The sequence below is a fragment of the Acrocarpospora corrugata genome, from assembly GCF_009687845.1.
In the GTDB taxonomy this organism is placed as follows: domain Bacteria; phylum Actinomycetota; class Actinomycetes; order Streptosporangiales; family Streptosporangiaceae; genus Acrocarpospora; species Acrocarpospora corrugata.
The window spans coordinates 130,140-142,290 of the sequence record NZ_BLAD01000047.1; the positions used below are offsets into that span (position 1 = coordinate 130,140).

Here is a 12,151-nt window from a genome sequence, read left to right on the forward strand (position 1 = left end):
TGAGGCGAGCAGGAGCCCTGTCTGAGGAGTCATTCTGATGATTGTTACGAAACGTGTCAAGAAATCCGCGAAACGTTTCGGGGTGATTAACCGTTTCAGTGCATGTAGAGCGCTATGAAATGGTGCAACATGCCCGAAAGTTTTCAGAATGAACTGATCGTCTGAGTCGGTCGCGTTAAGGCCCGGCCACAAGCATGGGGAGCGCGGCGGCGATCGCCCCGGCCTGCCGATTCCCAGGCAATTCTTGGGCCGCTCCGGGCTGGAGCTTGCCGAGATGGTTACCTTGAGTATCTAGAATGTTGCTATATGTGGTCGATGTCGTATCTCGACCCGGATTGCCCGTACAGCCAAAGGAGGGTCGTCTGGTGCCGGGAGTATCGGGGTTGCCACCGAGTCGATGCTTGGATGCCATGGCCGGGAAAGACGTTCCGCTCATGGATCCGGAGCGATCTCTGGGCCACGGCTCGGCGAGCGCCCTGTCGGCGACGCTCGACCAGGCATGGCAGCAGGTCCTCGAACGGGTGTCGTCCGAATCCCTGATGGGTTTGGCCCTGCCGGGACGCGCGCACAAGCCCATTCAGGTACGGCCGGCCTTCGCCGTACTCCACCCCGCGGCCGAACCCGAGCTGCGGCGCCGCGTCCAGGGCCTGGTCGAATGCCTGAACCAGCTGGTCAGGCAGTATCCCGCCGACCGCGCGCTGCAGGACTTCCTGGCCGTCCCCGCTCCCCTGCACCGCTGGATCATGATGGAACCCGCCCCCGAACTGCTGAGTGTCGACTACTGCCGGCTGGACCTGCTGGGCAGCACGCTCGACACGGTCCGGGTCCTGGAGTGCAATCCGAGCAGTCCGGGGGGCGTGATCTCCTCGGGCATGCTCAACCGGTTCTGGCGTACGTCCAAGCTCGGCGCGACGCTCGCCGAATGGGCGCCGCACGCCGCGCCGTTCGAAGGCGACGACTGGTTCGCCCGCTGGCTGCTTCGGTTCGGGCGTGACCACATGGTCCCGCGGGACCTGCGGCGGATCGCGCTCTTCCACTCCCACGAGAGCACGAAGTTCGAGCTCGACCAGGCGCGCAGGCAGCTGACCAGATGCGGCCGGAAGGTCGTGGAGACTGAGCCGTGCGACGTCGACGCCGTCGAGGATGTCCGGCTGGGTTACCTCAAATACATTCCGCTCGATCCGGAAGAAGTACGGCGGTGGGACCGGTTCTGCGCCCGTCTCGTCGAAGGCACGCTGGTCGTGCCCAATCCGCTGGGGCAGCGGTGGGTGTCGGAGAACAAACTCTGCCTCGCCGTGCTGTCCGATCCTCGTTTTCGCCGGCTTTTCGGCGGTGCGAACGTGGATTGCCTGGATGCTCTGGTGCCGTACAGCCGCAAACTCGGGGACGGCGTCGAGTGCGACGAGGTGATCGACGGGCGGGAACGCCTGGTGTTGAAGGCTCCCTACAGTTTCCATGGCAGAGACGTACTGATCGGCGCCGAGCAGGACGCGCGGTCCTGGGCTCGGGCGGTGCGCGATCCCCGCCGTCAGGGCTGGCTGGTTCAGGAGCACGTGCAGGCCGCGTCGGTGGAGACGCATGATGGCACCTATCTGCACGATGTGGTCGTGCCGGTGCTCGAAGGGAAGGTGATCGGCTATTCCGCCCGGATGAACAGCGGCCCGCTGCTCAACAGCGCCCAGGGCGGCGGCGCGTACGCGATCTTCAGCCCGCACTCCCTGGACGGTGTCACATGACGACCACCATCTTGCCCCCTGCGGCACCGGCTTCCATCAGGCGGTGCGCCTCGCGTACCTCGCCGAAGTCGAAGACGTGGGACGGCTTCGCGCGCAGGCGGCCGGCCGCCGCCTGCTCGGCGATCTCCTGGAGTGGCACGTCCGACAGCGGGAAGCCGGGAGTGCCGAAGACGAAGCTGCCGAAGAAGGTCAGGTAGACGCCGCTCGCCATCTGGAGCAGCGGATTGAAGTCGGCGATCGGGTCCAGGCCGCCGAGCCATCCGGCCAGGCAGGCACGGCCGCCCCGGCGCAGCATCGCGAGCGAGTCCAGGATGGTGCTGTTTCCCACCAGATCGAGTACGGCGTCCAGCCGCCCGGCCTCGGCGATCCGCCCGGAAAGCCCCGGCCCTTCCAGTGCGCCGCCACCTTGGCGCCAAGGGGGAACTCTCCACCGGGGCAGGCACGCACCAGGCCCACACACTCGATGCCGCTCACCTTGGCGGCCTCGGCCCACTCGCCCCGGCGCATGTGCATCTCGGCGTGGTTGAGGCCGAACGCCTTGACCTGGATGACGACCTGACCGGCCAGGGGCTCGGGTTCCGGCAGTTCCCGATAGACAAGGCACTCCGGCCCGCCGAACTTCTCGATCACGATCGCACGCATGATGATCTCCGGTAAGAAGACGGGACTTCGCGATCCGACGTTGAACGGCCCGTCAGATCAATGGCTCTCCGCCGTCGACGCGTAGGGTCACGCCGGTGAGGAAGGGGCTGGTCATCGCGTACAGGACCGCGTCGGCGACGTCTTCGACGGTGCCGATGCGGCGAGCTGGGTTGCGGGTGCGCAGGTCGTCGAAGTAGGCGCGTTTTCCGGCTTCCCCGAGTGCGTCCCAGATGCCGGTGTCCACGACACCGGGGGAAATCGCGGTGACCCGGATCGGGGCGAGTTCGAGAGCCAGTGAGCGGGCGAGGAAATCGACCGCTCCGTTGGTGGCCGCCACGCCGAGGAAACCGACGGCGGGCTTGAAGGCGGCGACTCCGGAGAAGAGGATGAAGGATCCGTCGTCGGCCATCCGTGGCGCGAAATGTTTGGCCAGCATGATGGGACCGATCACCTTGGTGTCGAACGAGGAGCGCAGCGCCTCGCGGTCGAGGTCGGCCAGCTTCCCGCGGGCGCGTGCCGAAGCGGTCGACACGACGTGGTCCACCTGGCCGAGCCGCTCCGCGAGCGTCGCGATGGTGGTCTCGTCGGTGACGTCAACGGTTTCCGCCGCCACTCCGGGATCTTCGTAGGCGGCCCGCAGTTCCCCTCGGTCGCGCCCGGCGACCACGACTCTGGCCCCTCGCGCCCGTGCGGCCAGCGTGATGGCGCGGGCTATCCCGCTTCCGCGTCCGACCACCAGAACGGTGCGCTCCTCCAAGGACAGTGCCACGCCGAACCCTTTCCTTCCCTTTCTCCCGACATTAGCGACGGGCGGATTAAGTTGGTCCTGCCGGAATATAAGATTCCCGAAAGGATTGGACGAGCGACGCCCAGGCAAGGTTTGGTGGCGGTATTTCGCTTGTTTAGGAATCGTCAAAACACGGGGTCGCCTTCTGGTGGTGGCGTCGCCGAATCGGACGTGACGTGCATGTATCGGGGTACCGCCGGCCCCCGCGCGGGGGGCGAGGTTCTGCCGATCCCGCGCGGGCTCGCGAATAAACGCGTGATCCAGATCCGTCCCTCGGCCTTTCTTCCCCGATCGCGGTGATCGTTAGGTTGGTCAGCTCCTTATTTCGGCCGGGGCAGTGCCAGGTTGCCTACCCGTGCCGGGGCACTGGCCAAAAGCGGCCGCCTTTCCTCATCACCCGCGTCGACGTCAAGCCGTCAGCCCTGGCATGAGCGTGCTGGAGGAACGCTTCTCCGGTCTCCTTGCCGCGAGCCGGAACCGGCCGATCCTTCGTACTGGCCTCAAAGGCCGGCACGGGCGACACCTCACCGGTCCGTACGCGCCGTGCGGAAAACACGTTCTTCTCGCGAGACAACGCCCTCCTTCAGACATCCAATGTATCGGGCGCGGCAATCACCGTCGGTTTCGAGGCAACGCCTGTTCGGCCGGATGCTAGCGCCAACACCCCTCTCTAACAACCTCAACTTCTTGCTTGACAGATCGGATGTTTCAGGGGATCAATATGGCACCGCACTTTTGGTTTGGTTCGCTGCCGCCTGTAGCGGCGTGCACGCAGCGGCGAACTGATCGCATCCCAGTCACAGGAGAGGACTCCATGCGGTCAAGATTCGCCCGAACAGCACTGTCCTTACTCGTCGCGCTGACGGCACTGGTCTCCATGCCATCAGCGCCGGCCGCCGCCGCGCCCGGCGACAACTACGTCGTCGACGACGCGCTGACCTCGTCGCGAACCCGCTGGTTCGACGAGGCGCGCTTCGGCATGTTCATCCACTTCGGCCCCTATGCGATGTACAGGGGTCAGTACAACAACTGCCGCGAGGTCGAATGGATCAAGCGGCAGTGCAACATCCCGTGGAGTGACTACGAGGCCAAGGCCGCCGCATTCAACCCCACCGCGTTCGACGCGAACGCCGTCGTGCAGCTGGCCAAGCAGGCGGGCCAGAAGTACATCGTCATCACCTCCAAGCACCACGACGGCTTCGCGATGTGGCCCACGGCGGTCAACCGGTGGAACATCCGCGACCACTCCGGCTTCAACCGCGACATCCTGCGCGAACTGAAGACGGCCGCGACCGCCAACGGCATCAAGCTCGGCTTCTACTACTCGATTTGGGACTGGCACGACCCCGACTTCACCGGGAACTTCCCCGCGTACATCACCAAGATGAAAGCCCAGCTCCAGGAGCTGGTCACCGCCTATGACCCCGCTGTGCTGTGGTTCGACGGTGAGTGGACCGAGTCCAACCCCACCAACCCGTGGTCGGCCCAGAACGGTGAAGATCTCGAACGGTACGTCCGCGGCATCGCCCCCCAGACGATCATCAACAACCGGGTGGGCAAGCGCCGCGCCATCGACGGCGACTTCGGCACCCCCGAGCAGGCGCTCGCCGGTTCCCCGCCGTCGATCCAGCTCAACGAGTCGTGCATCACGATCAACAACACCTGGGGCTACGCGGCCTGGGACACGAACTTCAAGTCCCCGACCACGATGGTCCGCGACCTGGCCACCCTGACGAGCAACGGCGCCAACCTGCTGCTCAACATCGGCCCGACCGACACCGGCGCCGTCACCACCGGACAGGCTGACGGCCTGCGCGGCATCGGGACGTGGATGGCCACGAATGCGACGGCGATCCACGGCGCGGGCCACACCGGCCTGGTCACCCAGCCGAGCTGGGGCCGCGTCACCCGTAAGGGAAACAAGCTCTACCTGATCGTCAACAACTGGGCCGGCACCCTGCACCTCACCCAGCGCTCACCGTTCACCGTCACCGGCGCACGGATGATCGGCAGCAGCTCGCCTGTGACCGTCCGGGCGGCCGGTGACGGCTATGACTTCCTGCCGAGCGGCGCGGCCACCAACACCATCGCCACCGTCATCGAGGCCGACATCGTCCCGACCGCACCCAGGGTGGTCGGGACCGGCACCGGACTCAAGGCGGCGTACTGGAACAACACCACGTTCACCGGCAGCCCGGCGGTCATCCGGACCGACCCGACCGCCAACTACGCCTGGCGGTACGGCGGCTCTCCGTCGCCGCTGATCACCACCGACAACTTCTCCGCCCGCTGGACCGGCACGATCGAGCCGCGCTACTCCGAGCGCTACACCTTTACCACCGGCTCCGACGAGACCGTCCGGCTATGGATCGACGGCCAATTGATCATCGACAACAACACCCCCCACACGGCCGCCGTCAACCAGGGCAGCGCGACCCTCGTCGCCGGCCGCGGCCACGAGATCCGCCTCGACTACACCGAACGGACCGGCGAGGCGTTCATGAAGCTCGCCTGGAGCAGCCCCAACACCCCGGCCCAGATCGTGCCCCAGTCGCAGCTGTACAGCACGGACCCCGCAATCCGTCGGGTCAACGGCGACGCGGCCACCTACAGCTCCGGCTGGTCCACCAGCAGCGGCCGGGGCTACGGCGACGTCAACGACGACGTGCAGTACACCAACACCAACGGCGCGTCCTTCACCTACACCTTCACCGGCACCGGCATCGACTTCCTATCTGAGAAGTACTCCGACCAGGGCATCGTCGACATCTACCTCGACGGCGTCCTGCGGGGCACCATCGACACGACCAACCCCACCCGCCAGGCCGCCCAGGTCATCTGGGGCGTCCGCGGACTGTCGCAAGGAACGCACACCTTGCGCGGCGTCAAACGATCAGGCCAATACATGCTGGTCGACGCTTTCGACGTCATTCGCTGACCGCAATGCGGCGCGTATCCGTAGCAGGGGCCCGCTGCTACGGATCGCAGCAGTGACCTGGGCGGCGAGCACGCTCAGGCCACCCCAGGAACTGAGGGGAGTCCGACGAGGTTGACAGTGGCTTGAACGGCGAGTCCGGCGTGCACCGGGAAGATCCGCCACAACGCCACTGCCAGCCTTCGTCGGAGACCATGAGAATGACCGTGGGGAATAGAAAGAACAGGCCGAGCACGTCCCTTCGGGTGGGAGGGCGCATGATCTCGATGATGTATCGCCGTTCCGGCGGGCGGTCGCATCTCGTGTCTCGTGATCGCGTCACCCGGCTTGAGGTGCTTCCGGCGTTCGGAGGTCGCGGAGACTGCGAAGTTGGTCCTCGGTGTAGGCGACCAAGCGCGTAGCATCGTCAGGGTTGAGCGTCTTCAGGGACTTGTCGACCGTCCTGCCCCGGTCGATCGCGGAGAGCGGGTCGATCGGCGGATGATCGATCCACGCGACGATCGGCCGGACTGCGTCGGCCACCGGGCGCGCGGAAAGGGTCGCGAGCAGCTTGATCGCCCCGCGGACCAGCGGATTCTGGTGGTTGTCGGCCCCGCTGCGAGTGAAGCCAGGGTGATAGAGAACGTAGCGCGCCTTGCTCTCGGCCTGATTGGCGAAAGCGACGCCGAGCAGGTCGTTCGCCCGTCCGGCCTGGAGCTGGGCACGCACCGGGCCGTACCGGCGCGTCAACTGGGGATCCTCCCAGAAGATCCGGCCCGCGGTGTTGCCGACCCCGGCGACGTTGATGACTACTGGAGCGGGGGCAGCATTCAACAGCGGCCGCAAACGAGAACCGAGCAGATAGCGACTCAGGTAGTACAGGGCGAACGTGAACTCCAGCCCGTCCACTGTCTCCCTGCGCTTCGGGCTTATCCGGTTGGCGAACAATGCCAGCGCGTCGATAGCGTCATGGCGCTCGGCAATGTCGGCGACGACCCGCTCGACCTCGGCGATCGAGGACAAGTCCGCTCGCAGGAACCGCAGGTTCGGATTCGCGACATGGTCGAGCAGCGCGCGCCCCTTGGCCTCGCTGCTGCCGATCACAGTGACGCGGTCGCCCCTCGCCAGTCGTTCCAGGGCGGTCGCGCGCCCCATGCCGTCAGTCCCCCCGCTTATGATCACGGTTTTCCGTTGTTGGCCCGGCATTGTGTCCTCCATAGGCTTGCGATCGGCTGGTCCAATAGTCGGACTGCCACGTCAGAGCGGAAAGAAGGCAGTTTCATGTCCGGTACGCACACTGGTGTTCCCTCGGTGCTAGCTAACGAGTTGCCTCGTCCGGTGCCGATCGATGACCTCGAAGCGTGCCCGGTCGGGGACCTGTTCCGACGTCTGGGTGACAAATGGAGCATGCTGCTGCTGATTCTGCTCGGCAGCCGTCCCCACCGGTACAACGAGCTGCACCGCGCGATCGAAGGCATCAGCCAGCGCATGCTGACCCGTACAGTGCGCGCCCTGGAAGCCGACGGCTTGGTGCGACGCGAGGTACATCCCACCGTGCCCCCCAGCGTCGAGTACAGCCTGACCCCTCTCGGCCAAACCCTGCTGGAACCCCTGTCAGCCCTGGCCGACTGGGCAGTACGCCACGAGGCCGAAATGAATGAAGCCCGCTCCCATCACACCAGTGCCTAGTGCCGTGTCAGGCCACGTTCGCCCTCTTGACGATCCGGCGTAGCCGGGGGGTTATAACGTCATGTTCCGGAACTCGGGCCTCATGAGCACACGCTGCTCTGGACGCCCCGCCACCGGTCGTGGACAGCCGCAAGGCACTGGTCCCGACGGGCCCGCGGCAGGTTGAGTGAATGAGTGAGCCACCGAACCGCTCGCCGTATCTGGCTCCGTTCACGCAGGTGACGGCCCTCACCCCACCGGTGCCAAAGAGGGTAGTTCGGCTGCTTATCGATATTCGGCACGCTATTGGGCGAAAAACCCATCGTGGCCCGTTGTATCGGGCCGATTCCGCAACGTCAGAGCGAAGCCCGTACCCACGGCCGTCGTCGAGGTTATTCTCTAGGCCGGGGTGGGGTCGCGGTCGGATATTCGGCCTGGCCTGTTCCTGGGCTTCGATTTCCGTGTGAACCCGTGCTTCTGATTGGAGCTTCACAATGCCGTTGCGCTCCTACGGTGTGCTCGCCGGCCGTCCTGTGGACCGGCGTCGTGAAGGGAACACCGACACCCCGCACTACCAGATCCATCTGCGGGACAACGCGGGCGTCGACTACCGGGCCTCGGTCAACGTGCAGTCGCAGCAGGCGCCCTCCGAACTGCTCTATCTCGCCAACGAGGATTTCACCCACCCCGTCACCGCGCTGCTGCCCGCCGCGGGCAGCGGATGGACGGCCTTGGCCTCCCAGCCTGGGCAGGCGAGCCTGGACTACATCCGGGGCAACCTGTTCGACCCGGCGCTGATGCGTCCCCTGCCGCCGGATCTGCCGGGCGGCGACAACGACCTCGCCGACAAGCTTGAGCACTACGTCCAGCGCGCCATCAACGACGCCGCGTCGGGGGTCTATCTCTTCGGTGAGCGGTGGGGCCCGGAGGAGTCCACCCGCGACAAGATCTTCGGCTTCCTGCCGGGCAACGGCGTGCACGACGTGCACATGAACCAAGGCAACAGCGCGCAGTTCCGCCGGGACGACGGCGTCTGGCAGGACGGCGGCATCCTCATCCACCTGCCCGGCGAGAACCGGTGGATCGCGATCTTCCTGGCCTTCCAGTCCCAGGCCTGGCACACCGACGACACCACCGGTCACACCATCGGCACCGCGCCGGGCCGCCCCGAGCCCGGAGACCTGCCCCTGCGAATCGCCGCCGCGCTGGTCAACCCCGTCGGCCCCGCCCCGGAACCGGAGACCGTCACCCTCCTGAACGCCTCCCCCGCTGCCATCACCCTCGACGGCTGGCACCTCGCCGACCAGGCCAAACGCACCCTCCCACTGACAGGTTCCATCGAACCCGGCGAGACCCTCCGCCAGCCGGTCACGGCCGGACTGCAACTGGGCAACAGCGGCGGAGCCATCACCCTGCTCGACCCCACCGGTCTCAAGGTCCACGGCGTCTCGTACACCAAAGACCAAGCCGCTCGCGAGGGCTGGACGATCAACTTCTAACCGAACGCCAGGTCCGGCAGATCCCACCGCCAAGGCCGACACCACCGAACGCCGTCTCGGTCCGCGGTGGCACCAAACGCCGGTTCGGTGGGAAGCAGAGCGGCGTCTCCGGCGGTGAGACGGCTTGCCGGTGCCGTAACGCTGTCAAAGGTTCGCGATCTTGCCAGGTGGTCGGTGCGCCGCGCCCAAGACCGTTCTCCCAGGTCAGGTGACATTCGCATGCGACCATGATCGTGTCTGTCGGGACGTCTTTCGGGGGAGACATGATCCGCAAACTCATCGTGGTCGCCATGCTCGGGGCCGGGCTGTCGGCCGTGCCATCGGCGGCGTTCGCCGGGGCGGCCGACCCGCATGCCCAGCCGACCTGCCCGCCCGACCCGACCGTCGAATGCCTGGGCGCGTGCCCGCCGGGGCACGCCTGCGTACCGGCGCCCAAGCAGTGCTTCACCACACCATGCCCGCAGTACGACTGCGTCCCGCTTCCCGCTGTTTCGCACCAGTCGGTGCCTCCGGCTGCGCCAAGCGTGTCCATTTGAGCGGACGACGCCGGAGCCGGGCCGACGGTTGATGCGTGCTACCTGGCCCCGGGCGACGCCTTCCCACGGCGCAAGATCGACAGTAGGGCCGCGCCGCGCCTGCGGGGTGCCGGGTGCGCGATGAGCTCCAGCTGATTCGCAGTGCGCAGGCAGGGCACGGACATGGTCGCGACGGTGGCCGTGCCCGGCTCGCTGGTCACGGCGAACCGGCCCCCGTTGTCAGCGATCACCCTCTCGCCAGTTGCAGGCCGATGTGCCCCGGCCGGCGGGTTTGATGCGGGTCGAGTCCTACGCCGTCGTCGGTGACGGTCAGTTCGACCGCCGTGGCCGGGCCGGGTTCGGGGGCGGCGACGTGCACGCGGACCGTCCGGGCGTGGGCGTGCCGGAACGCGTTGCGGAGTAATTCGCCGGTGACCCGGTACAGCACGATGGCGAGCTGTTCGTCCAGGTGGTCGGCGGTGACGTCGATCTCGACGGCCGGGCCGGGTCCGGAGGACGTACTGTCCCTGACGCGGGCGGCGAGATCGTGGAGCGCGCTCGCGAAGTCACGGGCGACGGGGTCGGCCGGGAGGAGACGTGCTCGCGCGGATTTTCGCGGCCGTGGCGATTGAGCCGCACGAAGTTCTGCTCGGCCATCGGCACGAGCACGGTCGAGGCGACCTGGCGGGCCACGCTCTCCACCCGCCGGTGCGCGTCGTCCTCGGCGAACCGCCACACGCCGAGCGTGATGAGCACCGATATGACGAGGGCCGTCCGTTCTGGACCGCCCTGATGGTCGCGCCGCTCGCGGTGCCGGCGTGCACCGCGCTGGCGGTCACGACATGACTCAGCCCGCGCCCGTGGCCACGGGCGCGGGCTGAGAAGCGGAAATCTAGGGCATGTTGAGCGGGCCGTAGTAACCGCCCAGCTGGTCGCGGTAGCCCGGCTCCTTGTAGGTCGTCTCGTCGAACTCCGGCGCGGCCTTGATCTCTTCCTTGGTGCGGGCCACGAAGACCTTGCGCTCCTGAGGATCGATCTCGGTGACCGTGCTGGCCGGGAGGACGACCTTCTTGCCGAAGATCCAGAACCCGGTGTCGACGACGAGGTAGCTGTCACCCACCGAGTCGTTCGACTCATCCACTGAACCGATCTTGCCGTCGGTGGCTTCCACATCGAAGCCGACGACGTCGAGGCTCTTGGTTCCATCGTGGACGTCGGGACGGTAGGACCACAGGTTCTCGCTCGTCATAAGGGCATCTCCTCTTTGGTCAGACGATGTCCCTCATCCACTGCCCCGTTCCGGAGAGGTAAACAAAACCGCTCACGAATGCCGTGCGGTGCTGAGGCGGAGCCGGGTCAGTTCGAGTGCGGCCTGGGCGGGGGTCACTTCGAGGCGTTCCGCGGTGTGCAGGAGGTCGTTGACGGTGCCTTCGATGGCCTCGACGCGGGCGAGTGCGTCGTCGGCGCGATGGAGTTCCGTGGTGAGCGCGTAGATGACCCCGCCCGCGCCGACGACGTAGTCCGGCACCCAGATGATGTCGCGGCGGTGCAGCAGGTCGGCGACCGCGGGGGTGGCGAGCTGGTTGTTGGCGGGGCCGGCGACGGCGCGGCAGCGCAGCTCCGGGACCACCTGCTCGGTGAGAACTCCGCCGAGGGCTGCCGGTATCAGAATGTCGACGGCCGCGGTGACGGCCTGCTCGGGGTCGCTCCAGGTCGCGCCGAGTTCCGCGGCCAGCGCGTGTTTGCCGGGGTCGATGTCGCTCACCAGAAGCTCGGCTCCTTCGGCGGCGAGCAGGCGGGCGAGCCGCTCGCCGACCCGGCCGAGGCCGACCACGGCCAGGCGCCGGCCGGCCAGGTCCGAGGTGCCGTGGATCCGCCGGCAGACGGCGCGGAGCGCGGCGAGCGTTCCCGTCGCGGTGTGCGGTGAGGAGTCGCCGCTCCCGCCCAGGTGCGGCGGCTTGCAGAACACGCCGGCGGTGCGTTCCCCGATGACCGCCATGTCCGCCGGTGTGGTTCCGACGTCGGGTCCGGTGGCGTACCGGCCGCCGGTGGACTCGATGGCCTCGGCGACGTCGTACAGCACGTCGCGGCGGAGGCCGGGATCGAGTGTGATCCCTGCTGGGACGGCGACGACGGTTTTGCCGCCGCCGTTGGCCAGTCCCGCCATCGCGCACTTGGCGGTCATCCCGGCGGACAGGCGTAACGCGTCGGTGAGACCGTCCCGCCAGTCGGCGTAGTGCCAGAGCCGGCAGCCGCCGACAGCCTGGCCGAGCGCGGTCGAATGAACGGCGACGATGACCGGCAGGCCCGAGCGCGGCCCGGTGCGGATCACGACCTGTTCGTGGTCGAGCGTGGACATGCCCTGGTCCCTCCAGCTGAGCGGCATCGGA

13 protein-coding genes and 1 pseudogene are annotated in these 12,151 nt (G+C 67.0%); 6 read left to right on the forward strand and 8 right to left on the reverse strand.

The features are described from left to right. Positions 1-434: 434 nt before the first annotated feature. Positions 435-1,736, forward strand: a complete 1,302-nt coding sequence (locus Acor_RS14950) for a hypothetical protein (RefSeq protein WP_155337232.1) — start codon at positions 435-437, stop codon at positions 1,734-1,736. Here the strand turns inward: Acor_RS14950 and Acor_RS43210 are convergent. From Acor_RS43210 to Acor_RS14960, 3 genes and pseudogenes are all read right to left on the reverse strand, one after another. Beyond that, positions 1,729-2,229, reverse strand: a complete 501-nt coding sequence (locus Acor_RS43210) for a zinc-binding dehydrogenase (protein ID WP_308805651.1) — start codon at positions 2,227-2,229, stop codon at positions 1,729-1,731. The two genes, Acor_RS14950 and Acor_RS43210, sit on opposite strands and share 8 nt — an antisense overlap. Beyond that, positions 2,184-2,378 (reverse strand): annotated as a pseudogene (locus Acor_RS46265) (NAD(P)H-quinone oxidoreductase); the annotation flags it as partial. The pseudogene Acor_RS46265 and the gene Acor_RS43210, both read right to left, overlap by 46 nt. Positions 2,379-2,430: 52 nt before the next feature. Beyond that, positions 2,431-3,147 carry an SDR family oxidoreductase gene (locus Acor_RS14960; protein ID WP_155337233.1) on the reverse strand — a complete coding sequence of 239 codons (717 nt, stop codon included), beginning with the start codon at positions 3,145-3,147 and terminating at the stop codon, positions 2,431-2,433. An 832-nt stretch (positions 3,148-3,979) separates the two neighbouring features. Between Acor_RS14960 and Acor_RS14965 the strand changes: the two genes are divergently transcribed. Then, positions 3,980-6,103, forward strand: a complete 2,124-nt coding sequence (locus Acor_RS14965) for an alpha-L-fucosidase (protein WP_155337234.1) — start codon at positions 3,980-3,982, stop codon at positions 6,101-6,103. A gap of 315 nt (positions 6,104-6,418) precedes the next feature. On the opposite strand, the gene Acor_RS14970 is transcribed toward Acor_RS14965, so the two are convergent. Then, complete coding sequence (locus Acor_RS14970; protein ID WP_218034292.1) at positions 6,419-7,297, reverse strand: SDR family NAD(P)-dependent oxidoreductase; 879 nt, start codon at positions 7,295-7,297, stop codon at positions 6,419-6,421. 120 nt (positions 7,298-7,417) lie between these two features. Here Acor_RS14970 and Acor_RS14975 point away from each other — a divergent pair, with 120 nt between their 5' ends. The 3 genes from Acor_RS14975 (at position 7,418) to Acor_RS14985 (ending at position 9,782) form a co-directional block, all read left to right on the forward strand. Then, positions 7,418-7,768: a winged helix-turn-helix transcriptional regulator gene (locus Acor_RS14975; RefSeq protein ID WP_246238657.1), complete on the forward strand. Its 351-nt coding sequence runs from the start codon at positions 7,418-7,420 to the stop codon at positions 7,766-7,768. A gap of 473 nt (positions 7,769-8,241) precedes the next feature. Next, on the forward strand, positions 8,242-9,246 hold the full coding sequence (locus Acor_RS14980; RefSeq protein WP_155337237.1) for a DUF2278 family protein: 1,005 nt from the start codon (positions 8,242-8,244) through the stop codon (positions 9,244-9,246). Between the two features lie 263 nt (positions 9,247-9,509). Further along, entirely contained in the window at positions 9,510-9,782 is a 273-nt protein-coding gene (locus Acor_RS14985) for a hypothetical protein (protein WP_155337238.1), read from the forward strand. A gap of 38 nt (positions 9,783-9,820) precedes the next feature. On the opposite strand, the gene Acor_RS43220 is transcribed toward Acor_RS14985, so the two are convergent. Together Acor_RS43220 and Acor_RS14995 are read right to left on the reverse strand one after the other, a co-directional pair. Next, a complete protein-coding gene (locus Acor_RS43220; RefSeq protein WP_155337239.1) occupies positions 9,821-10,012 on the reverse strand; it encodes a hypothetical protein in 192 nt (63 codons plus the stop codon). Further along, positions 10,009-10,209: an ATP-binding protein gene (locus tag Acor_RS14995; protein ID WP_155337240.1), complete on the reverse strand. Its 201-nt coding sequence runs from the start codon at positions 10,207-10,209 to the stop codon at positions 10,009-10,011. The genes Acor_RS43220 and Acor_RS14995 overlap by 4 nt, the downstream gene beginning before the upstream one ends. A 149-nt stretch (positions 10,210-10,358) precedes the next feature. On the opposite strand from Acor_RS14995, the gene Acor_RS15000 reads away from it, so the two are divergent. Beyond that, positions 10,359-10,607, forward strand: coding sequence for a hypothetical protein (locus Acor_RS15000; RefSeq protein ID WP_155337241.1), 249 nt, complete (start codon positions 10,359-10,361; stop codon positions 10,605-10,607). 46 nt (positions 10,608-10,653) lie between these two features. On the opposite strand, the gene Acor_RS15005 is transcribed toward Acor_RS15000, so the two are convergent. Together Acor_RS15005 and Acor_RS15010 are read right to left on the reverse strand one after the other, a co-directional pair. Beyond that, positions 10,654-11,010 carry a PRC-barrel domain-containing protein gene (locus Acor_RS15005; RefSeq protein WP_155337242.1) on the reverse strand — a complete coding sequence of 119 codons (357 nt, stop codon included), beginning with the start codon at positions 11,008-11,010 and terminating at the stop codon, positions 10,654-10,656. A 72-nt stretch (positions 11,011-11,082) separates the two neighbouring features. After that, complete coding sequence (locus Acor_RS15010; RefSeq protein WP_155337243.1) at positions 11,083-12,120, reverse strand: Glu/Leu/Phe/Val dehydrogenase dimerization domain-containing protein; 1,038 nt, start codon at positions 12,118-12,120, stop codon at positions 11,083-11,085. Positions 12,121-12,151 lie beyond the last annotated feature (31 nt).